The sequence below is a fragment of the Clostridium sp. genome (assembly GCF_050717535.1).
GTDB lineage: Bacteria > Bacillota > Clostridia > Clostridiales > Clostridiaceae > Clostridium_AD.
This window is the reverse complement of the sequence record NZ_JBOITM010000071.1, coordinates 41,608-65,346: the sequence shown is the minus strand read 5'-3', so window position 1 is coordinate 65,346 and position 23,739 is coordinate 41,608. Positions and strand designations below refer to the sequence as shown.

The window sequence follows — 23,739 nt, the reverse complement described above, 5'->3', positions numbered from 1 at the left end:
AAAATCACTCCTTCCCTTTATATTTTACATGTAATAGCTTATGAACCTTTCCTTTTAACAGTCCCTGGTACAATGACATCATCACTGGATTTTCCTCTGAACGTTTTATGCTACTCATTCTATCTGCTTCATATAATCCCTCACTACGTTTTAATTTTCCTGCATTTTTTGCAAATGGTTGTCCTGCACCACAAATACAACCTCCTGGACATGCCATAACTTCAACGAAATCATAATGAGCTTGGCCAGTTTCAATTCTTTTTACAAGGTCATCCGCATTTTTAAGACCACTTACCACCGCAATCTTAATTACTCGATTATCAACAGTAATACTAGTTTCCTTAACACCTTCCATGCCACGTACCCCGTTAAAAGCAAGTGCACGTAAGGTGGTCGTTGATTTATCATCTAAAACTCTACGTATAACAGCTTCAGTAACACCTCCTGTTACTCCGAATATAACACCAGCCCCACTGCTAACACCAAATGGCATATCTACTGCTTCAGGCTCTACCTCTGAGAATACAATTCCTGATTCTTTTATCATTTGTATAAACTCTTGCGTAGTTATTACATAATCTACACTAGAAATCCCATCCTCTATGAATTCATCCCTTTTTGCTTCAGCTTTTTTCGCTGTACAAGGCATAATTGCCACAGATACAATTCTTTTGTTAGAATGCTTGTAGTGTTCCTTGATTACTGAAGAAAACATTTGCATAGGTGAACGACAAGTAGAAACATTTTTCATTAGACTTGGATAATTATTTTCAACATAGCTTACCCAGGCTGGGCAGCAAGATGTAAATAATGGTAAGTTTTCACTTTTTTCAAGTCTTGAAAGAAATTCCGTGGTTTCCTCCAGTACTGTAAGATCCGCTCCTGTAGAAGTATCAAAAACTTCATCAAAACCCATTTTTTTAAGAGCACTTACTATTTTGCCCATGACATTTTCCCCATCTTTTTGTCCAAGTTCCTGACTAATTCCCACTCGAACTGCAGGCGCAACCTGAACTACAACCTTTGTATTCACATCACTAAGATCTGCCCAAAGCTTAACAGTATCATTCTTCACTACAATAGCACCTGTAGGACAAACCGCTGCACATTGTCCACAACCAACACAATTGGATTCTGCTAATGCTTCATCAAAAGCAGTCCCTACACTCATTTTGGAACCTCTCTTAACAAAATCAATAGCTCCAACATTTTGCACCTCATCACACACACGAACACAATCGCCACATAAAATACACTTACTATTATCCCTTACTATACATAGAGATGAATTGTCTATCTTTTTATTTTCAGAAGTATTTTTAAATCTTATTTCCTTTATTCCGAAGCGCTGTGCTAATTCTTGCAATTTACAGTGACCATTTTTTTCACAGGTAGTACAATCTCTACAATGGTCTGAAAGCAATAATTCAAGAATCATTTTTCTATATTTACGAAGCCTTTGTGTATTAGTATATATCTCCATTCCATTTCTTGGTGGAGTGGAGCAAGATGCTTCCATGTCTCCTCTTTTGTTCTCTACCATACACATACGACAGGCCCCATATACTGAAAGTTCTGAATAATAACACAAGGTAGGTAATTCAATGCCTGCTTTTCTAACTAATTCAAGAATGTTTTTTTCACCATTTATCTCTACTGGAATATCATCTATAAGCATAAACTGTCCATTCATTTTTTTAATCCTCCTTTATAGCATTAAATGCACAGGCTTCAATACAGGCGCCACACTTAATGCACTTATCTTTATCGATTGTATATGGACTTTTAATCTTGCCTGAAATTGCGTGAACTGGGCAAATTCTCGCACACTTTGAACATCCTTTGCAAAGTTCGGCCTCAATAAATATTGTCTTGAGCCCTACACAGGTTTTTGATGGACATTTCTTTTGAATTATATGAGCTTCATACTCCTCACGAAAATTTTTAATAGTACTAACAACTGGCAATGCAGCTGATTTACCAAGACCACATAGCGATGTATTCGTTATAGTATCTGCAAGTTCTAAGAGTGTATCTATGTCTGAAATCACACCACTTCCTGCAACAATTCTTTCAAGAATTTCAAGCATTCTTTTAGTACCCTCACGACAAGGAACACACTTACCACAAGATTCATTTTGCGTAAAACTCATGAAGAATTTTGCAACCTCAACCATGCAAGTATCTTCATCCATAACTACAAGACCTCCAGAACCTATCATTGCACCTACTTTTTTTAACGAATCGAAATCTAGTAACAAATCAAGGTCTGTAGTTACAAGACAACCTCCAGATGGACCGCCTATTTGTACAGCCTTAAACTTTTTACCATTTTTAATTCCTCCACCTATATCAAATATTATTTCTCTTAAGGTTGTACCCATTGGCACCTCAATAAGTCCTGTATTTTCTATGTTTCCTGTTAATGCAAAAGCTTTTGTTCCTGGACTTTTTTCCGTTCCAATAGATTTATACCATTCTACCCCTCTATTAATAATTAAAGGAACATTAGCGAAGGTTTCAACATTATTAAGTACTGTCGGTTTTCCAAAAAGTCCTTGCTCCACTGTTCTTGGAGGTTTTACTCTTGGCATCCCTCTCCTTCCTTCAATAGACGCTGTAAGAGCACTTCCTTCACCACATACAAAGGCACCTGCTCCTCTATTGATTTTAATATCAAAATTAAAGTTTGTCCCAAGAATGTCCTCACCCAAAATTCCATATTTTTTTGCTTGACTAATAGCATTCTTAAGTCTGCTTACAGCTAGTGGATACTCGGCACGCACATAAATATATCCTTCTTGTGATCCACAGGCAATAGCTGCAATCATCATTCCTTCAAGTACTCTATGAGGGTCTCCCTCCATTACACTTCTGTCCATAAATGCACCTGGGTCACCTTCGTCACCATTACACACGATATACTTTGTTAATTCCTTTTGAAGTTTCACCTGAGACCATTTACGACCTGTAGGAAAGCCACCACCACCACGCCCTCTTAAATTTGACTCTTCTATTTGTTTAATAATATCATCTGAATTCAAATTAAATAATGCTTTTTCAAGTGCACTATATCCTCCTATAGCAAAATATTCTTCTATAGATGTTGCATCAATATGTCCACAATGTTCAAGTGCAACCCTAGTTTGCTTTTTATAAAAAGGTATTTCATCTTGTTTTTTATATATTTTCCCATCTTTAGTATATGCAAGTCTCTCTACGCACTCATTGTTAATTATAGTTTTCTCTAAAATTTCCTCACAATCTTCAGGTTTTACTTTTATGTATAAATATCCCATAGGTTCAATTCTTACAAGAGGCCCCATTTCACAGAACCCATGACATCCACTTTTTTTTATTCCAACTGATTCATCATGTGGCTCAACTTCAAGATCTATTTCGCAATTTATACCTTTTTCCACCATTATTCTTAAAAGTTCATCATAAATTTCTAATGAGCCACCAGCAATACAACCAGTACCTGCACATATAAGAATTTTCTTGTTTTGTTTTTTAAGTCTAGCCTTATACTCATTTCTAATATTAATTAGATCATTTCTATTATGAAGCATGTTATTTCTCCTCCTTAAGCATGTTTAGAAGCTCAATTGCTTTTTCCGGAGTCATAGCACCATAGACTTTTTCGTTAATAGTTAAAACAGGAGCAAGTCCACAAGCGCCAAGACATGACACCGTTTCCAAAGTAAACATTAAATCGTCAGTTGTGATCTTAGCTTCTGAAAGACCTAACTCGGATCTTAGTTTGTCCAATATTGGGATAGACTTTCTTACATGACAGGCTGTACCATTACATATCTTTATTACATACTTGCCCTTAGGTTCTAGTGAAAAGTTATCATAAAAAGTAGCTACACTATATATTTTTGCTCTACTCATCTCCAACTTATCCGACAAATAAGCAAATATTTCCTTAGGTAAATACCTATAAATTTCTTGAGTATCCTGTAATATTGCAATAATATTGCAGGCTTCAAATTCATGCTGGCTTAAAATGCTATCCAACTTACTATAATCGAATGGTTTATTCATTATAATTCCTCCTAACATTGTTAAATTATTGTCACATATATATATATTATAATAATCTTTCGAATATTGCAATAATAACTTCATAAAAATGTTTCACCCACGTTACAAGTGGCAATTTGTACAAGTAATTCGAACAAAAAAAACAGTAGAATAATTATTCTACTGTTTTTTTCATATTTTAAACTAATTAGTTTGTGATTTTATTACCTCTTTAACCTCTATATTTTCTATAGGTTTTGATATTATTGAACTCTTTTCACTTGCCATATTTGCTAGTACCATGCTCATTATTCCTTCCATTGCATTAGGTGTTTTTCCATCACTACCACCCATTATTACAGTTTGTGGTACAAGTGGAGACTTGCTTATCTTTAAAGCCTCTGCAAATGCTATCATGACACTTTGTTGTACTTGTAATTCTGGTCCACCGTATGCATCAACTAGTGCTTTTGCTGCTGTTCCCTTTGCAATACCTACCTTTGTTTCTTGCTCAGCAGTAGCATCTGCGACTACTTTAATGTTTAATGCTGTTGCATTACCTACTTTTTCAAGTTTAAATGCCTCTGCACTTGCTTGTAATTCAACTTGTTTAGCATTAGCAGCTGCTGTGAGTTCTATAGTTTTCGCTTGTGCCGCAGCCTCGGCTTCTCTTGTGTATCTTTCAGCATCTGCTTCTTGAGTTCTCTTGTATTTGTCAGCTTCTGCAAGTTTCTGAGTTTTTAATGCTAACTGCTCTGCAAGCCTTAATTCTGATTTACCTTTATTATCAGCTACCTCAATATCTATACTTGATTGTGTAAGAGCTGATTGTGCCATTGATTTTGCTTGAGCTTCATTTAATTCTCTTTGTTTTTCAGCAGATTTTTGTTTAGCTTCATTGGTCTTAATCTCTTCCATAGCTACCTGCCTATCTCTTAATTGTGCAAGAATTTTTTCGATTCTTGTATCACTAGCAGAAGCTGCAGGTGTTCCAATTAATACTTCTTGAAGTTCTAAATCATATAATTTAAATTTTTGCTTCATTTCGTCAGATGCTTCTTGTTGAATTTGACTTCTATCTTGAACAAGTTCTATAAGAGTTTTCGTTTGACCAATATTCTTAAAGTAACCAGCTACCATTGGGTCAAGAGATTGTTCAACAAGCATTTTAATGTCCCCAAACCTTTGTATAACTGATGATGCTTTTCTATAATCAATATTAAATACTACTGTAAGTGGTAAATTAGGCTCGAAAGCATCCTTAGTTATTAAACTAATCTCTTTTAAATTATCATCTAATTTGTGAACTCCAGTTTGACCACTAATCCACTTTAGTATTACATTAGTAGTAGGAACTGGCACAACTTTACCAGCATAAGTATTAAATGCATACTTTCCTGGCATCATAGAATCTCTCCAAATACCCTTTTTGCCCTGTTCCACAAGTTCTCCATGAGAGTATCCAGTACCCGAAACATCTTCCCCTTTATCACCAAAATAACTTACCACAACCCCTACATACCCAATATTTATTATGCTTTTAGGTACTATATCAACACTTGCAAACATTCTATTAATAAAATAAACTCCATCAGTAAGTACTTGCATCTGCTTGCCCTTTCTTCCATCTGCAGCCAAAAATTTTTCTGGCTCTTGGAAGTTGTTGTGATAGAATTCATTATTCACGCCCTCACCAACAATAGGTGCTATAATTGCTCCATTATCAGGTGTAGGGCCCTCATTAATAGTTACAATACCTATAGTATCACGACTATCTTTGCTATCGTACTTATTAACTCCTTTACCAAATCCGGCTTCCGTTTCATTACCGTCATTCTGCTGAGTATATTGCTCAGTAGCTTTTGAACTTGATATAAGTACAGGGCTAAATCCAGCTACTCTAGCTAAGTCACTTCGCATTGATTCTATTTGAGTTGTCTCATCTTTTGAAGTGAAAATTGAATGTACCCTATCTTTGGTGATTATAATAAATTGTGCTAAATTAAACGCGTAAGTACCTTCACGAAGAATCTGTCTTTGTGGTCCCTTTTGGCCATTATTATTTAAAAATGCTACAACATCTTGGAAAGATTTGCTTTCAGGAATAACCTTTCCTAGTGTTTGACCATCTCCTAAACTTTCTCCTGACCTTGAAAATACATAGGCTATTTGACCTTGTGGTATAGTTACTAGCCTTACTTTCTTAATCTTGTACTTAAAAGGAGTTTTGAAGTGAACACCAGCCCTTAGTACTTCTGGTTGATAACCAGCTTCTCCTTTAAGTGCTATAAGCCCATCTGAAGGAACTGAGCCACCCATACTCCACCATTTCTCAACAATACCCACTTCATCTGATCCTATGCTTGTAAAACCTATACCATAAGCAATTAAAAATATTGCTACTAGCACTATGCCTGGTATAATCAAAATCGTGTAATCCATAATTATTCCCCCTTACAATTTATGTTTCGTCTTATATATTTTGTCATTGGTTAATTATATCACAAATATTATGCTATTATAACTTATAGTTATCTATATTTTTATACATATTTCATTTTGTAGTGTGTTATAAATTTTCCACCTAAATGTTAATTACAAAAATATTCTTCATTCAACAAAAACAAAAAAACATATCAACACCTATATTATCTGGTGTTGACATGTCTTCCTAATAATCCAAAAATATTATTCCTCTTATCCTAGATAATAGTTTCATATATAATACCCTTGTGCAGTTTTATTTATTTTTTAAGTCCCATATATCTAACTATAAGTATATCTAATTGGTGACTTACATTTAATTTTTCTTTATTCACTTCACGCTCATCAAATTTGCAACACATTTCATTTAAAATATCTCTCAACGTATCAATACAAGCCTTCAAATCCTGTTCCTCTACAATTTCAGATATTTTTTCTTCCATCATAAACGCCCCTCTCAATTGACTTTATGAAATCAATTAACTACATAGTATATAGTTAGTAATAACCTTTTAAATTGGGAAGAAACCCGATATAAAAAATATGATGCTTTAATAAAATTCAATATATAATATGTCTCATTATATATAAATATGAACAAATAGTAAATATGCTGTCAGCATATAAATATTGTTATTATTATATTGTTAACATCTGAAAAAGACAGCAACCACATTCAGTAATCTAAAACTGCTATCTTATTACATTAAATGAACTAACTCAATCATTAAGTTAGTTCATTTATCCACGGTAATCCTCTTTCTTAGGGATTCACTGCTATACCCTGTGGTGAAGATCCTACAGTAATAGTCGCTATTACATTATTGGAAAAACCGCTAATGACTGAGACAGTGCCATCTTCATTTGATACGTAAATCACGTTTGTTAAAGGATTTACACCTATGCTGTATGGAAAAACTACTCCCGCAATGGTGGCTATGACGGTATTAAGACCTCCATCAATGACAGAGACATTTGCACTGACATTATTTCCTACATAAATTCGGTTGGTTATTGGGTTTACAGCTATGCCGGTTGGGCCGTCTCCTACAACAACTATAGTTATAACTGTATTAGAAGGTCCATCAATGACCGAGACATTGTTAAAGCTCGCGTTTGGCACATAAATTCCGTTGGTTAAAGGATTTACACCTATGCTGAATGGTCTATTTCCTACCGCAATGGTGGCTATGACAGTATTCGAATCCCCATCAATGACCGAGACATTGCCACTAATATGATTTACCGCGTAAATTCGATTCGTTATCTGGTTTATGTCTACTCCAAGTGTATTTAACCCTACTGCAACAGTTGCTATGATGCTATTGGTACTCCCATCAATGACCGAAACATTGTTTTCACCTATATTTGTTACGTAGATTCGATTGGTTATCTGATTTACACCTACGGCAGCTGGATTTAATCCTACTGTAACAGTGGCTATGACGGTATTGGTGTTTCCGTCAATGACCGACACATTGTTATCATTCATATTTGCCACGTAAATTCGGTTAGTTGTTGGGTTTACACTTACACCTCTTGGGTAATCTCCTACCATAACTGTTGCTATAACAGTATTGGTACTCCCGTCAATGACCGACACATTGTTATCACTTGCATTTGTCACGTAAATTCGATTAACTGAAGTAAGAAACGAGGAACCTGGTGTGCCGGTAGCACCAGTTATTCCAGTTAACCCGGTTACTCCTGTTATACCTGTAGCGCCAGTGGTTCCAATTGACCCGGTTACCCCTGTTATACCTGTAGCGCCAGTGGTTCCAGTTGACCCGGTTACCCCTGTTATACCTGTAGCGCCAGCAGTTCCAGTTAACCCGGTTACTCCTGTTATACCTGTAGCGCCAGTGGTTCCAATTGACCCGGTTACCCCTGTTATACCTGTAGCGCCAGTGGTTCCAGTTGACCCGGTTACCCCTGTTGCTCCATTGTCTCCAGTTATCCCTGTAGTTCCTATTTGGCCTTGAATATCTTGTGAACCCGTTACACCCCTTAATCCTGTTGATCCCGTTGTTCCATTATCTCCAGTTGACCCGGTTACTCCAGTTGCTCCATTGTCCCCAGTTACCCCTGTTGATCCTGTTTGGCCTTGAATACCTTGTGAACCCGTTGCACCTGTTGCTCCAGTTATATTTATTTCTCCTATTGTTAAATAAGGAATATTATAATCATAATTAATTGCTTTCATTTTATTTCACCTCATTTAAATATACTCTGTAATAATATTATTCTATGAGCTTATATAATTTACTGCTACAATTTAATCATCTTATCTATCAATAGTTTTCATTCATAGTTACAACTCTATTTTCAAAGTATATGTTCGTAAGAATAAACACCAATTAGAAATTTTTCTCAATAAAGTGCAAAAAAAATAACAGATGCTTCAAGTTAATGAAACATCTGTATTTATTATGGTGCGACACCAGGGAATCGAACCCTGGACAACCTGATTAAGAGTCAGGTGCTCTACCAACTGAGCTAGTGACGCTCATTACGGAATAAACTTAGTATACTCTACTTTTCCGCATTTGTAAAGCCTATAACAATTACGACAGAGCTGAAGCATGAATTTTTTTGAAATCACTAATTTCACTTTAAATTATGGTTGGGTGTTACAATTTGTAATTTGTATAACCTATTAAACAATTTTCTTGATAAAATAAGCTTCAGCTTATTCTCATAGTTAGCTTTTAGTAAGAAACTGAACGCCAAAAAGACCCTCACAAGAGAGCACTGTAAATATTTACAAATATTAAATTCATACTAATCACCAAGGGCGTACGCCCTTAATCAATAATGAAAATTTCATTGCCAACTAATCTATTAGTCTCCACTGGTACCTATTGTCTTTTGCTATTGCCGATAGGCGTGTTTTATTAAGAATGTCTCCTGTACATGCTTTGAAAATAAAAGTTATTAATCCTCTTATGCCTAGCTGCGCAACCTTTTTTGCTAAAAATTCACTGTTTATAAGTAACACATTTATGAATCTACCTATTTTCATAAGATGATGAAATCCAACCATAGCATTCCAATTGTAGGAAAAGCAGTGTTCATATTGGTATCCTTGATGTTTCACTGCAAGAAAATTATTTTCAATTTTCCATCGATAGCGTCCAATCTTAATACATCGATTTTCTACATTACTTTTAGTAATTTCTTTCCCAGATATCCATACATATCTAGCTGATTTTGGTTCGATTTTACCAGTAGTTCTGCTTGTTTCTTCCCAAGTTTCTTCACAAGTTACTGCGTGTAGCATTGTTTTGCTCCTACCGTTACCACCATATGTATACTCAACATCATTAATCCACCTATAAACCTGATTTCTAGATTCATAATTATACTTAATTGTGTTCTCAGGAGTAAGCCTTATAAGTCCCATCGTTTCTTTCCAAGTATTTCTCATTGATCCTTCCTTGAATACAAGCATAAAATCCCATCCATAATCACGGCATATTTTTATTACAGGTCCACAAGCATAAAGACCATCCATTGTTATTGCAATTTTGAGTTTTGGAAACCTTGCCTTTACTTTTTTAGAAAACCGATAAAAAGCTTTGCGTTCACAGTCTTGTTTATCAGCGCTAACATCTTTATACTCATCATTGTTTAAAAATTCGCTCATTAATGGCAAAGTTATTCCATTATTAAAAATAACCACTGACTCTAGCACGTAGACATAATATTGTTCTTGTTTTTCTTTGCCAACATGTCGTTCCAAACATTCCTGTGACCATTTTTCAGTTCTCATGAATTTTTGGGTGCCATCTATAGCTATGACATATCTCTTATTAATTAAGTGATTTTTAAATTTCTTCTTTTTAACAAGTTCTTCAAATAACACTAGCATACTTTCTTCTATTTCTTCCACCTTTATTTTATCTAAAAGTCTGCTCAATGTATCTGAATGTGGCATAGTTTCAAACTCTGGAAACATAGATTTCATGTTACCAAAAAATATTGGTAAACTCATTTCTTTATTGGCATTTCTTAAAGAAGAAACATTGTATACAAACATGAATATTCCGTATATCATAAGCACTGTTAAAGTATGTTTTATTTTCTTAGTTTGCCTAGGATCTTTAATTTTGCTTAATCTTTTAAGAAGTATTGGTAATAACCTTCTATATACCTTTAGAGCTGCTTCTGAAGTTTCTTGCCTGTCTACCATTTCTTCCTCAGCTGTGTTGTAGCTGCATTTTTTATTAGCTATATTTTTTTTCTTTCTATACTCTTGCCTTGAAATAATAATTCCTTTAGCTTCTAACTCTTTGTTTTTAACTTGTTTTTCCTGTTCCCTTTTTTTCTGTCGTTCTTCTGCTCTACTCATCAGGATTCACCACCTTGCATGGTTTAAGTCCCTTAAGACAGTCTTTAAAATCTTTTTGGAGCGGATACATATAGATTGCTTTGGGAGGTAATAACATCTCTGTATTTTTATCCATTCTGCCACGACCTTTGGTATGACCTATATATGTCCAATTCGAAGCTTTATAACATGTACCCGCAAATTGAGAAGTATCTACAAAGGTCTCTAATAACACTGGTGAATAACAGTATTCTCTGAGCCAATCTTTTTGAATTTGTCTTATGGATAAAGCTAACGCTTTACTTGCTAAATTTTTAATGTTAACCCAAGGAAATATTAAAAATCTGCTGTTATTCAGTATAAAATGAAGCCTTACGTTTTTATCTTCAATACTCCATCCTATCCATTCATCACGTGATTTTAATGCCCACGCTGACGCGGAAAATTGAAGACAACCAAGTTTTTTATCTCCACTTTTAACAAAATAATATAATCTAGAGCCAAACACTTGCTTATCTCCCAGCATATGATAATCATTTACGTATTTTCGCCATAATTTTAATTGGCCTCCGGCTCTTGCAATCTCTAAATTTATTGGTTCAAAATCTTTTAGGTCTCCTATTATAGGAGTGATATCTATATCAAAGTCCGGTATTATTGATACTGATACTTTTTTTGACTTAATAATTACAGGTGGCAATTCAATAATTCCTGATTCTTCTAATTTCACTAGAAATGCTACGCATTGAGGTGTTTTGGCCCTTCCAGCTGGCGTAGTCCAGTTTAGAAACTCGCATACAGTGCCTGCTAATTCTCTTCTTGATAAATGAGAATATTTATTTCTTGTCCATTTGATAAGTTCTATATCTTCAGAAGTGAAATTTCGTCCGGAGGATGCCATGATAATTTTGTCCATATTATGCCCCACCTACCTTTCCAATATTATCATAACATTTGATCTATGCTGTTGTCCAGAGGCATTTAAGAAAAAGTTTTTCAAAAAAAACTTATAGCCCTTGATATACAAGGGCTATATTTTTATGCTTCATGTCTGCTGTGTGCATTGAAGATGACAATTCAATCTTAGCAATTTCAGATGCTTCTTTTAATCTTTTAAGCGCAATATTATCGTTTCTTAAATCAATTCCATTATCGATTTTGAAAGTATCAGCAATGAAATCAACTATTTTTTCATCGAAGTCATCCCCTCCAAGTTTTATATTACCGTTAACAGATTTAACTTCAAAAAGTCCATCACCTAATTCAAGTATTGATATGCCAAATGTACCGCCGCCAATATCATATACTAATATTTTTTGATTATAATCTTGTTTATCTACTCCGTAATAAATTGCAGTCGCTAAAGTAGTAGTCATGCATCTCTTTACTTCAAGTCCTGCAATTTTACCTGCATCTTTTATAGCTTGCATTTCACCAAACCCATAGCATGTTGGTACAGTAATAACAGCTTCCGTTATAGCTTTTCCGATATAACTCTCGGCATCTCTCTTAAGCTTTTGAAGAATTGTAGCTAATATTTCTTGCGAAGTATATTCTCTCCCCTGGAAAATGGCCTTATAATTGGTACCAATCTGCCTCGCTATAGATGATATAGTTCTATCAGGATTGGTTATTGATTGCATTTTAGCAGCCTGTCCTACTAACCATTTACCATCATTCTGCAATGAAACAACTGAGGGAGTTGTTCTTGACCCCTCCGCATTTGTAATAATAACTGGCTTTCCGCCTTCCATTACTGCAACACAAGAATTCGTTGTCCCCAAATCAATACCTATAATTGTACTACAATGTCTTTTAGAATTTTTTTCTACTTGACCATATTCCTCATTAAACCTTATATCTTTAAAAACTATATTCTTCGAACTAAAATCAACCAAAATTCTTGATTTGATAATAGCTATAGGTGAATTAATTCCAATGTAAGTAATATGTTTTCTGCTGATAGGTATATTAAATTTCCCTTCATAAAGATAAATAGGAGAAATGCCTGCATCCAGCAAGTCGGACAGTTCCTTTTCATTAAATGCCACACATTCTACATTTTCGATAATCTCTTCTTTATTAGTACACTGCTTTAGTTTTGAGATTTTATTATGTTTACTTCTAATTAAATCCAATTCAATCTCAAAATCAAATTTATTTGTTATACCAAAAATTTCACAAAACCTATTTGTAAAACCTGATATGTTGTTGTCCAATTCAGCAATCTGACCTGCTTCATATTCATAATATCGGTCATTTAGCCAAGTAAGCAATTTTCCATCTAAATAATAGCCAAAAGTTTTTTCCAAATTAAAGTGTTCTCGAAGTTCTTCTAATGTACGAACTTGTACCCCATTCTCCATACTCAATGGAAATTTAATCTTCTTTGCCATTTTTCTCCCACTCCTCTTATGTTAAAATTACAAAATTACTTTTCTACAAATCGACCCGCAAGCTAGTTCTCTTTTAAAACGCCTCTTTGGTCTATCTGATTGACTGCAGTTAAATAATCTCCTTCAATGCTTAGGTTTCCCCTTTAATTTCATACATACTTCTATCCCCTTATTTTGATGCATTCTTTAATTTGCGATTTTCATATTCCTTAGACATTTTCTCTAGTGGCTCTTTCATTATTTCAGAAAGAGAATGAGTACTTTTAATGGAGATAAGAATATCATTTGTTGTTAGTTTTAATTTCCCATCGGAAAAGACCGTTTCTATGCTTTCTTTAATAACCCCTTCAATATCAGCACCACTGTATCCTTTAGTTTTGGCTACCAATTCGCCTATATTAATTTTGCTCAAATCAACCTTTCTTCGTTTCCCTATATGAATTTCAAAAATCTTTTTACGCTCTTCATCATTAGGTAACCCTACATAGAAAATTTCATCAAACCGACCTTTACGGAATAATTCAGGTGGAAGTTTTGTAATATCATTTGCGGTTGCGACAACAAACGCCGGACTATCTTTTTCCTGCATCCAAGTTAGAAAATTCCCAAACAATCTAGTTGTAACCTCTGCACCACCACCATCGCCACCAACTCCTGCAAATGCCTTTTCAAGTTCATCAATCCATAAAACGCAAAGTGAAATTGCCTCTGCCAATGCAATTGCTTTTCTCATATTACCTTCAGATTCTCCCACATACTTACCCAATAATCTTCCCATATCCAAGCGTAGAAGTGGAACTTCAAATAGCTTTGCTGCAGCTTTTGCATTCAATGACTTACCGCATCCTGGCATTCCAGCTATTAAAACGCCTTTGGGCATATCTACACCAAATGCCTGTGCTTTACCGATATTTTTGAAAATCCGGGCCTTACGTGTTAACCAGACCTTTAAGTTTTCCAAACCGCCAACATCATCCATGCTTTCCTTAAGTGGAATCATTTCAAGAATTCCTGATTTCTTTATCATCTGCTGCTTTTGATCAAAAACAAGTATTAAATCTTTGCGTGTCAATTCACCATCATCTGCATACGCAAGTGCTAGGATATTATTAATCTCAAATTCTGATAATCCCTTAAATGCAACTGACATTTCTTCTAAAAAGTTCAGATTAATATTTTGTAAAGAGTTATCATTAATAAATGCTTGAATAATCTTTTCTACTTCATTAGTACTTAAATAATCCATATCTAACACAGTGATATACTTTTCAAGCTCCCTTGGAATAGATAACACTGAAGAAATCATTATAATATTTGTGTCAAGCCCAGCATTTATATTGCCAACAATTCCTTTTATCTGTGCAATAATATTAGCATCTTCCATAAAAGAATGCATATCTTTTAAAATCAATAGTTTTCTATCTAATTCACCCTCTGTTTTCAGCAATGTCAAGGTATCTTTTAGAGAATAATCCGCTATAAAAGTGGACTTAGTCTTGAAGTCAACAAACCCATTAAATCCATTCCACTCTAGAATTTTTCTACCACAAGCCGCAGATTGAATTATTTCATCTATTTTATTTTCTTCAAAACTATTAATATAAATGATTGGAAATCCAGCATCTATGTAACGTATTAGTTTTTCTTTTAAATTATGATGAATCATTTTACACTCCCCCAAATCTCTTGTCTAAAATAGCTCTTATATTATTTAACTTTATAGCCTATGGTATTGTTTAATACTTCGCCAAATTCAATTGGTATCTCATCTGTTTCAAATTTGAATTCCTCTTCTTCCTCACCAAAAATAACTTTGATGACCTTAGCGATATCTCTAATAGTTTTTTCATCAATTTCAATCATATGTGCGAAATCTGCAATTAAGGAAACCTTTTCTTCATAAGAATTCTTATCAACTGACAATGCAAATAATGACCAAAAAATAAATTTCAAAGTTTCTTCCCGTTTATCATTTTGTCTACATAATCTAATTAAATCTTTTGTTGCATCTATCTTTGTCCTTAAATCATTAAGATTTGATGTCTCATATTTTGTATACCACTCCGCTAAATAAAAATCTGCTTTTGACAATATTATCTTCAGATAATCATTAGCAATTAGATAATCAAAAATCAAATTTAAAGGTCCAACTTTTCCATCTATAGATTCCTGTATTTTACGCATTGGAGTTGATCCTGCTGTTAATGAATCAGGTAAGTTTAAAGGTGATAGAGTTAAAATGTCTAAACGTGGTACACGATTTGGTAGAAGAGCTCTCTATGCTGCTGCATTAGCTTCTATTAGAACTAAACGCAATGGAGAAGCTACAAATCAAGTTTTACTTAAGTACTACAAAGAAAACCTAAAAGGCAAAAGTCGCTTTAGTTGCAATTATGCATAAGCTTATTAAATACCTATTTGCTGTTTTAAAAAATCAACAAGAGTACCAAATTAGAGAGCCTAAATTACACCAGAAAATGTTTTTAGAGAATAAGACTATTATAGCTGCCTAATTTATTTTATTACCTCCTTTTTTTTACCATCGTTCGTCTTTCGAAACGGTCTTTTTGTTGTGCCAAAAATTAATGTAAATAACTTTAAACAAATTTAAAATAAATAGTTGACTTTAACTAGCTGGTCTTCTTCTATGATTTAAAAAAGCTATTGATCTAACCCTTCAATTTTAGTGCTAACACTTTTTATATAATGCTTGTAATATTAATTCTTTTAACCTGCGGGCAATTCAAATCCTCTTGAATATACTCCAATAATTCTTTTTCATAATTCATTAACCATTCAATATTATTACCTGAAAAAAGCTCAATACTCCATGATGAATAATATTTCCCCGTACTTCTTACGTGGAATTTAATATCTGAAACCGCCTTGCAATGATAGAAAAAATTAATAGTTCTTCTTAATGTAAATTGTGGAAGCTCTTTAGCCGTTCTCGGAATTAATGTTAATTCTTTTGAGTGTTGTAAATTTGATTTGTAAATATCTTTAAAATTAATCTCATTATTTCCTTTTCTTATATTACACTCTTTACATAAAGTTTGAGAGTTTTCAACATTTGTAACTCCTCTCATTGAAAATGAAAGTATATGATCTATTTCAAGCCTTACACCCCTCCCTTTTTCCTTACCGCAACAAACGCATCTATATCCATCACGCCTCATTATTTGATCTTTTTCAGCTTCACTTATTTCTCTATTGATAGGTGGATATTCATCTACACATACAGAAGCTTCCCCTATTGCTACACCATTTATCATAATATAAACAAGCCTATTCTCCACTGTATCATATGCTGCTTTAAATCTATTATAATCTCTATAAAACACCTTCCATAAACTGCCTTGTTTATTAAATTCATTTTGTAAAGCAATGTGCTTTGTAATTGCATCTTTACTCATTAATGATTTTGCCGTTTCATCAAGATTATAACTATTTCTTTCATCAAAAGAATGGTACAAAGGTGCTTCGCCATTCTGTGCCAAATGTCTTATGATTTTAGTTAAATAAGATTTTAATTTTCCTCCAATGTCATCCTCATTTAAGTCAAAATAATTTTCAATTATTCCATCTAACCAAGACATAATAATATCTTCTTCTACTTTTTCATCTGCAAATTTTTCGGGTATACTATTTATATTCTTCTCAATGAAAGCCTCGAACTTACTTTTATTTTTATCATATACCATTATAAATTCAGAGTATGTTTGCATTTCTTCTTCGCCCTCATCTGTAATACCTACTGTATATTCTGTTTGATACCACCCAGTTGGAATGTACGATAAATAGGGTGCATCTGCTATATTAATTCCATTATTAATTTGCTTAGATAGCTGTTCTATTAAGCTAATAGATATGTATTCTTTTGGATAGTATCCTCTAACCGTAGGCTTCGAATTTTCAACTCCATCCCCCATTGGATTAGCCCAATCTATAACTCTCTTCCAGTTATCAAGGAATAGGACAATATTAGCCTCTGACTTGTCTTTTCCTCCACCAGCTTTTTTACCACGCAAAGCCCGTCCTACCATCTGTGTCATTAAAATTGAACTGGTTGTCTGTCTTGTAAGAAAAACAGTTTTTACATCAGGTACGTCAACACCCTCCGTCATCATCTTCACATTTATTAACACATCATATTTTCCATCTTTAAAATCATTTAGAACCTTCTCATTCTCGGTGGTAGATCTTTTATTTCTTTCATCCACTGAATTTCCTTTTGAATCAATTCTTGAGTAAATTACTTCAGCTTTTATCCCAGCTACGGCATTTAACTTAGTCTTTAAATATTCACATTGAAACCAACGGTCTGCAAAAATAATAGTTTTACCGTATATATCTTTATTTTTAATATAGTCGTGCACTATATAATCATTCCTAGCAGAATCATTTGCTAATTTTTCAACTATATCAGCAGGCAAATCCTTATGCTCTTTTACTAATCGATTGTATAGTTTATCATCAACCTCTAAATCCCTACCTGTTGGTTTCTCTATATAAACTGGAAGTGCTAGAACGTTTTCTGCTATTAGTTTAGTTTTCTTTGCCTCATAGATTATTCCCCTATCAAATATTTTAAATAGCCAACCACTATTTCTTTTATCACTATATGTAGGTGTTGCAGTGAGTCCCAAGATATAGAGATTAGAAATAGTTTCTCTCATCTCAGTAAGTAGATTTCTACACCCATATGCCGGTGCATGGTGAGCTTCATCTAAGACAACAAATAGTTGTGTATCCTTAAAACTTTTTATGAACCTTTTAAAATATGTATCCACCTTTTCTCCATTTTTATTTTCAGGATCATTATTAAAGTTAGCTATGGCTGTCTGAGTAGTCATTATAAGCACATCATCGGTAATTTCAATTTCAGAAGAATTAGAATGTGATGGGTTACCAGATACTACCCTAACATTTAAAGTATCACGACTTGGTGGTATATTTATTGAATTTTCTAAAAAAGAATTACAGGCCTGGTCTAATAAATATGAGGATTGAGCTAGCCATAAAACTTTGATGTTTTTTGGTAATACATTATTACAAATCCAGCTAACAGCAGTAAAAGTTTTACCTGCACCTGTTGGCAAAACTAGGAGTCCCCCTTTGTAATCGTCCATAGGAAATGTAAATACTTTATTTAATGCCTCATAGGACTCAATTTGGTGAGAACGTGGTTCTTTGCTAAATTTACCTTCATTGTCTTTTCTTATTTTTACTAAATCTAAGGATTTATATTTCATTTTATTACACTACCCTTCATCTATTAGGTATATTTTGCTTGATCGATATATTTCCCGAATAAATTATATCTCAGCTCTTTTTAATCTAATATTAACTGCTGCACCTGTTTTGTTATCTTTTCAGCAAGTTCCTGCTGCGTAAAACAATCTAAAATATATGTACCCCCAAGAACATTCAAATACTTAGTAGCTTCTCTATAAACATACTTACTTATAAATACTCCATTATCTTCAAAACTCTTTATTGAAGACAAAAATGCTCTTACAATTAAAGGATTATTTGAATAATTACTTGAGAAAAGATCATTCATTCTTGTTGTAAAATCGATTTTTAATACATTAGTCAATTCAAATGGGTCTTTCCTACTTTTATCATAGGTTAGTTTACCAATCCACCACAATTTTGATAGAGTGTTTCTTATTATAGAATGACGAATAGTAGTACGGTAATAGAAAAATCTACTATTTATATTAAGTTCACTTGGCATTACTCTATTAAGTGACCATCTATACCTCATATAATTCCAAAAGACACCATGCTCTAAACCAGCCCACAAGCGCTCATCTGTTGCCTGTGTTTCTGTGAGCATCATTAAATTAGTATATAATCTTTTTGTATTTTCTAAATCAGTTTGATTAGGCTTTTCTTCTGACATATCTAGCACAAAATCATTAACCTCAATCTTATATTCAACAAATGGGGATTGACCATCAAAATAATCAGTAATCCAATCATTTGTGGGATTTGTGTAGTTTTTTAAGTTTGTCCCAATATTACCCTTTAAGGTATCAAGTGCTTCCTCCTTTAAAAAAGAAATTTTCATTCCTCCTCATCCTCCGTTCCAATTTGTAACAATGATGATAATGCACGATTTATCGGCAAATCAAGTAGTTTCTGAGCTATTTCATAGGATGGTATATTTTCTAGAGTTTCAGTATTAAAATCAATTTTTGACTTCTTTAATATCCTTTCAATTGCTTTAAACCACCTATACGAATCATACTCCTCAATTCCTGCATTTTTTACAGTTTCAAATGTGTATATAAGAGCAGGTAATATTAATGCTGAATGAAGTATTGCTTGCAACATCGGCATATTCGATGCACTTCTATAGTTATAAAATTCCTCATTGGATAACCACAACTTAATCTTATCTCCATCAATTTCTACCTGCATGCCAATATTATCATCTGTATCACGTCTTAGAACAGAAAAAATCGACGGTATTTTTGATAACTCTTCGGTCTCCTTAGTTATTTCAATGTTAGTCTGACCTCCAATAGCTAAAATACTTCCCCTATCAATATTAAAGGGTGTGTTCCCATAATCAGGATTAAATTTAGAATTAGTATAATTTTCTAACCTTACTTTTGCTACAATAAATGAGCATACTGCAACACGACCATTCAACTTACTCTCTGGTATTCGCTTAATGTTTTCTATTTCTTTTGTTCTTAAAACTGTACGATATGAGGTTTGTGAACACTCAATATGAAATATATATTCAGCCATATCTTCATCAATAAGTTTTTGTAGCTCTTCATTATCCATCAGTAAATTTAAGTGAAAAATAATATCCTTAATATCTCTTACTGCTTTAACTTCAGCAATATAGCCGTCTCCAACATAATCATCTGAAAACACACTAAGTACAGGATAAGGGTATAGTTTATTTCGAATATCCATAAAGACTTACCTCCATAGAACAGTTTTCGGTGTAATCTAAAATAAATGAAAGTGTCATCTTTTGTTTCTGTGATATGTTTTTTACAAAAATCTTACCATCACAGCATTTTAAGGATTTCATCTTATCGTCATTCAAATAAGCATTCTTTACTTTTGCCATAACACTACTTTGTTCTCCTGATAGTTTAACTTTAACATACCCTAAAAGAGAGGATCTTTCTGGCATTATTGTAAGCTTGTATTTGTTATGAAGATCATCAATCACAAAGGTCCTAACATAAGATGTTCTGAGTTCTACCTCTTTTTTTATATTGTTTTCACCATCTTCGTTTCCATTTGCTGATGTTTTATTGTGCTGACCACCATTTCTCTTATTCCCCGTGTCATTATCACTGTCACCGTTATCGTTATCACTGCCATCATCATTATCGCCAGTGATATCGTCATCTTCCTCTACATGCTTTCCTTTTGTTTCCGCAGATCCCTTAAATATAGTAACCCTATCTACAACCTTTAGTTCAATATCCTTTGTTTTGTCCGTTATAGACTCATCTTTATCTGTTTGACCCTCCCGTTGTTCAAAATTCAACTCGTCAGGTAAATATTCACCAACACCCTCTGCATCTATTTCATCAGAGACATTACTACGACCTAATGATAATATTGTTTCCTTAATATATTTAAAAAGCTGTGCTCGTGCCTTCTTTGCTTTTTTAGGTTCATAATGCCTGTCCGCTTCCCATGCATTATGTTGTGGGGTTTCCATTTCTCTAAAATAAGAATTTATTTTATCGTCTTTTAAAATTAATATGCTGGCGAATTGTATAGTACTAGAAATATTTTGTTTGTCAAAAATCTTCATCCCACTGCTTCTTGAAACTAAAACTTTTCTATGTAAATTGGGCTGCATTAGCACATAAAGTTCAATTCCCCCTAAGTCTTCAAAAGACGTTACAATTTTCTCACTATTTTCTGAGGTTAATACTTGGTAGTAATTATACGCAAGCTTTGCTTCATTTTTATATTTATCAATAAAAAAAGGTAACGTTTCTTTTGAAATTCCATTTTTCTCAATTTTCACAACTAATTTTTCTTGGAAGATTGAAATTAAAAAGCCATCTAATACAGACTTTATCATTTCTTTTTCCCATTCTTCATTCTCAATGAACCCCAATATATATACATCTGTACCTGTTTTTCCGTGTCTCTCAAATCTGTTATCCAACCCTAACTGGCTTGTTAGTGACTTATTCCTTTGCATTTCGCCATAGTAACCAATCCCTTGAGTTGTATCATTTGTTATATCTTTAAAAGAAACAAGGCGAGCCACTCCTTGCGCCGCATTAAGATAATCTTTATCAAGCGTACTGTAAAATATTGTCCTTACCTCAGAGCATGCAAATGGAGCAGATTTTCCAATACCAAAGCTGCCTCCAGCTGAACCACCTTTGTCAGATACTCCAGAAGATTTCACTAAATTTTGCCAAGGTGTATTATATTCTTTATCAGAACCCGTTAGTCCAGTAGTATTGAAATCACTTATTCTTAGTACCGCTATCTTATTACTAGAAGCCACATCTAAAGCTTTTTTGAAAAAATTAGCAGTCTTCTTATTACCTTGCCTTTCCCAAAAGTCATTACACCTGCTCAATGCATCTTTTAGTTCATCACTCCCTGGCACTTCCTCAGAATCTATATAGAATTTTGAGAATTCAACAATGACTGGTTTATTAACGTCAAGTCTTGCATCAAGTGAGTTTTGACATATTTCACGAGCTAAAGAACTGTACGGAGCGCCTTTGAATGTTTCGATACCTGCCTCACCAATTCCTGTGAGTTGACCATAATTATTACTTGGAAAATTCCAACCTGTTTGCATAGAATATTCGCCTCAATTTAAATTTATTTCGTGTTCACCTTTTTTTTATAATCATATTTACATGGTACCATTCACCAAAGATAAAAATTTACCTTGTAGGTAATGAACTTAAATATAGATAATAATAAATCTAGAATATAATATACACTTGTTATTCTTCATCAAGGAAAAATATGTCTTCAAATCCCAAATTTAATATTCTAGCTATTTTAAAACCAAGCTCCATAGACGTATCATATCTATTATTACATATATTTGACATAGTTGATTTGCTTATATTTATACCTGATATTTCTATATCGTTTATTATTTCAATTTGCATAATTCCTCTTTCGCTTAGAATCTGTTTTAAGTTATTTTTAACTTTTGTTTTTTTTACTGACATTCTAACATCCCCCTCTTCAGTTTTCCTCTTAGTATTTTTTGTAATTTCGATCATTTTCAAAACATATATCTTAAGAATTATAATTAATTTCGTGTTTAATTTCCGTGTTAATATATTTTCACTCTAATATCATCCCATGCCTAAACTTACATTAAAAATGACAGTCCTTTTAAATTTCAAATTATTATTTACCTCTATTTATAATCTCCAATATCCCATCCCCGTACTTCTCAACTTTTTTAGGTCCAAACCCTTTAACTTGTTGAAGCTCATCTTTTGTTTTTGGTTTACTCCGAATTAATAAATCTAATTCAGCATTATTAAATACAAGGTATGCCTTTATACCTTCTACCTTAGAAGCGTTAAGTCTATATTCTTTGAGTAATTTATAAATCTCTGTATCATCATTCTTAGGAATCTCATCATTACTGATTTTTTCAACTTTATTTATAATTTCTTCAGTATGTTTCTCTTGTTTTTCTTTTATTAGATCTTCTTCTGTTAATGAGTACTTAGCCATATTATTCATTATTATAGGCTTATTATTTTCAACAAGAAAATCTGATATCTCATACATATATTTTTCAAGTATATTTTTGCTATTCTTATCATCATTTATTTCTTGTTTTAATAGATTTGTTATTTGATCATATTTATATATATTATTTTGAATTCTCTTTGGGGCCTTGTTTTTATTCACAATTGTTTTTGGATTAGCAAGTATAACAGCAGATTTTATTGGCAAAGTTTTAATAATACCTTCTTTTAATAAAATTTCTCTAAGTATATTAACATGCCGCTCATTTTGAGATATGGGACTATACATTCCTTCTTTCTTATATACCTTTCCCGAATTACTTTTTAGGCTTCTTATAAAATCACCACCAGCTGTAATTTCAATATCTCCATTGAGCTTTTTAGCTTCTAACACCATTATGAATTTATAATGAATGATAATAAAATCAAATTGAGCTACATAATCATTATATTCGATTCTAATATCATGAAGGCATAGCATTGGTATAAACGAATTTTTCAGCTCATAATAAACATTTTGTTCTCCATCCAAACCTTGTTTTAAAAAAGCAATATCCCGGTCTATAAGTTTCTTTTTATCTGAACTAACTTTACTTGAAATCTCTATCAGATCTTTAAGTTGTTGATTTTCCTTTTCAAATTCTTTTACGAAGATAGGACTTTTAACTGTTCTCTTTGCATTTATCAAACCCAATACCGCTTTTTCTAATAATGACATTTGTGTTCCCCCTCAAGATGTTTATATAAATCAATTTTA

The 23,739-nt window shown here is 33.2% G+C and carries 16 protein-coding genes, 1 tRNA gene and 2 pseudogenes; 1 reads left to right on the top strand and 18 read right to left on the bottom strand.

The window, feature by feature from the left end; translation table 11 throughout:
* Window positions 1-4: 4 nt before the first annotated feature.
* The 12 genes and pseudogenes from ACREVU_RS12600 to ACREVU_RS12545 all read right to left on the bottom strand — a co-directional run bounded on the left by ACREVU_RS12600 (window position 5) and on the right by ACREVU_RS12545 (window position 15,423).
* Window positions 5-1,693, bottom strand: coding sequence for a [FeFe] hydrogenase, group A (locus ACREVU_RS12600; protein ID WP_431551945.1), 1,689 nt, complete (start codon window positions 1,691-1,693; stop codon window positions 5-7).
* Between the two features lie 4 nt (window positions 1,694-1,697).
* Window positions 1,698-3,572, bottom strand: coding sequence for an NADH-quinone oxidoreductase subunit NuoF (gene nuoF, locus ACREVU_RS12595; protein ID WP_431551944.1), 1,875 nt, complete (start codon window positions 3,570-3,572; stop codon window positions 1,698-1,700).
* Window position 3,573: 1 nt separating this feature from the next.
* On the bottom strand, window positions 3,574-4,050 hold the full coding sequence (locus ACREVU_RS12590; RefSeq protein WP_431551943.1) for a complex I 24 kDa subunit family protein: 477 nt from the start codon (window positions 4,048-4,050) through the stop codon (window positions 3,574-3,576).
* A gap of 183 nt (window positions 4,051-4,233) precedes the next feature.
* The gene (locus ACREVU_RS12585) at window positions 4,234-6,471 is read right to left on the bottom strand and encodes an SPFH domain-containing protein (protein ID WP_431551942.1); all 2,238 of its coding nucleotides are present in this window, start codon (window positions 6,469-6,471) and stop codon (window positions 4,234-4,236) included.
* Window positions 6,472-6,773: 302 nt separating this feature from the next.
* Window positions 6,774-6,959: a hypothetical protein gene (locus ACREVU_RS12580; protein WP_431551941.1), complete on the bottom strand. Its 186-nt coding sequence runs from the start codon at window positions 6,957-6,959 to the stop codon at window positions 6,774-6,776.
* A 317-nt stretch (window positions 6,960-7,276) separates the two neighbouring features.
* The gene (locus ACREVU_RS12575) at window positions 7,277-8,716 is read right to left on the bottom strand and encodes a YVTN family beta-propeller repeat protein (RefSeq protein WP_431551940.1); all 1,440 of its coding nucleotides are present in this window, start codon (window positions 8,714-8,716) and stop codon (window positions 7,277-7,279) included.
* Window positions 8,717-8,943: 227 nt separating this feature from the next.
* Window positions 8,944-9,019: transfer RNA gene (locus tag ACREVU_RS12570), tRNA-Lys, on the bottom strand.
* Window positions 9,020-9,346: 327 nt separating this feature from the next.
* Window positions 9,347-10,864 carry a transposase family protein gene (locus tag ACREVU_RS12565; RefSeq protein WP_431551939.1) on the bottom strand — a complete coding sequence of 506 codons (1,518 nt, stop codon included), beginning with the start codon at window positions 10,862-10,864 and terminating at the stop codon, window positions 9,347-9,349.
* Window positions 10,857-11,759, bottom strand: coding sequence for a Druantia anti-phage system protein DruA (locus ACREVU_RS12560; protein ID WP_431551938.1), 903 nt, complete (start codon window positions 11,757-11,759; stop codon window positions 10,857-10,859). The genes ACREVU_RS12565 and ACREVU_RS12560 overlap by 8 nt, the downstream gene beginning before the upstream one ends.
* A gap of 139 nt (window positions 11,760-11,898) precedes the next feature.
* Window positions 11,899-12,642, bottom strand: a pseudogene (locus ACREVU_RS12555) (Hsp70 family protein); the annotation flags it as partial.
* Between the two features lie 766 nt (window positions 12,643-13,408).
* A complete protein-coding gene (locus tag ACREVU_RS12550; protein WP_431551937.1) occupies window positions 13,409-14,905 on the bottom strand; it encodes an AAA family ATPase in 1,497 nt (498 codons plus the stop codon).
* 41 nt (window positions 14,906-14,946) lie between these two features.
* On the bottom strand, window positions 14,947-15,423 hold the full coding sequence (locus tag ACREVU_RS12545; protein ID WP_431551936.1) for a hypothetical protein: 477 nt from the start codon (window positions 15,421-15,423) through the stop codon (window positions 14,947-14,949).
* Window position 15,424: 1 nt separating this feature from the next.
* Between ACREVU_RS12545 and ACREVU_RS12540 the strand changes: the two are divergent.
* Window positions 15,425-15,752, top strand: a pseudogene (locus ACREVU_RS12540) (transposase); the annotation flags it as partial.
* A gap of 186 nt (window positions 15,753-15,938) precedes the next feature.
* Here ACREVU_RS12540 and ACREVU_RS12535 read toward each other — a convergent pair.
* The 6 genes from ACREVU_RS12535 to ACREVU_RS12510 all read right to left on the bottom strand — a co-directional run bounded on the left by ACREVU_RS12535 (window position 15,939) and on the right by ACREVU_RS12510 (window position 23,700).
* Window positions 15,939-18,494 (bottom strand): DEAD/DEAH box helicase family protein, encoded by a 2,556-nt coding sequence (locus ACREVU_RS12535; protein ID WP_431551935.1) that lies wholly within the window; start codon window positions 18,492-18,494, stop codon window positions 15,939-15,941.
* Window positions 18,495-18,574: 80 nt separating this feature from the next.
* Entirely contained in the window at window positions 18,575-19,318 is a 744-nt protein-coding gene (locus ACREVU_RS12530; RefSeq protein ID WP_431551934.1) for a DUF6339 family protein, read from the bottom strand.
* Entirely contained in the window at window positions 19,315-20,181 is an 867-nt protein-coding gene (locus ACREVU_RS12525) for a hypothetical protein (RefSeq protein ID WP_431551933.1), read from the bottom strand. The genes ACREVU_RS12530 and ACREVU_RS12525 overlap by 4 nt, the downstream gene beginning before the upstream one ends.
* Window positions 20,165-22,060: a hypothetical protein gene (locus tag ACREVU_RS12520; RefSeq protein ID WP_431551932.1), complete on the bottom strand. Its 1,896-nt coding sequence runs from the start codon at window positions 22,058-22,060 to the stop codon at window positions 20,165-20,167. Before ACREVU_RS12520 ends, ACREVU_RS12525 begins: the two co-directional genes overlap by 17 nt.
* A gap of 151 nt (window positions 22,061-22,211) precedes the next feature.
* Window positions 22,212-22,445, bottom strand: a complete 234-nt coding sequence (locus tag ACREVU_RS12515; RefSeq protein WP_431551931.1) for a helix-turn-helix transcriptional regulator — start codon at window positions 22,443-22,445, stop codon at window positions 22,212-22,214.
* Between the two features lie 184 nt (window positions 22,446-22,629).
* Complete coding sequence (locus ACREVU_RS12510) at window positions 22,630-23,700, bottom strand: NERD domain-containing protein (RefSeq protein WP_431551930.1); 1,071 nt, start codon at window positions 23,698-23,700, stop codon at window positions 22,630-22,632.
* Window positions 23,701-23,739: the final 39 nt, after the last annotated feature.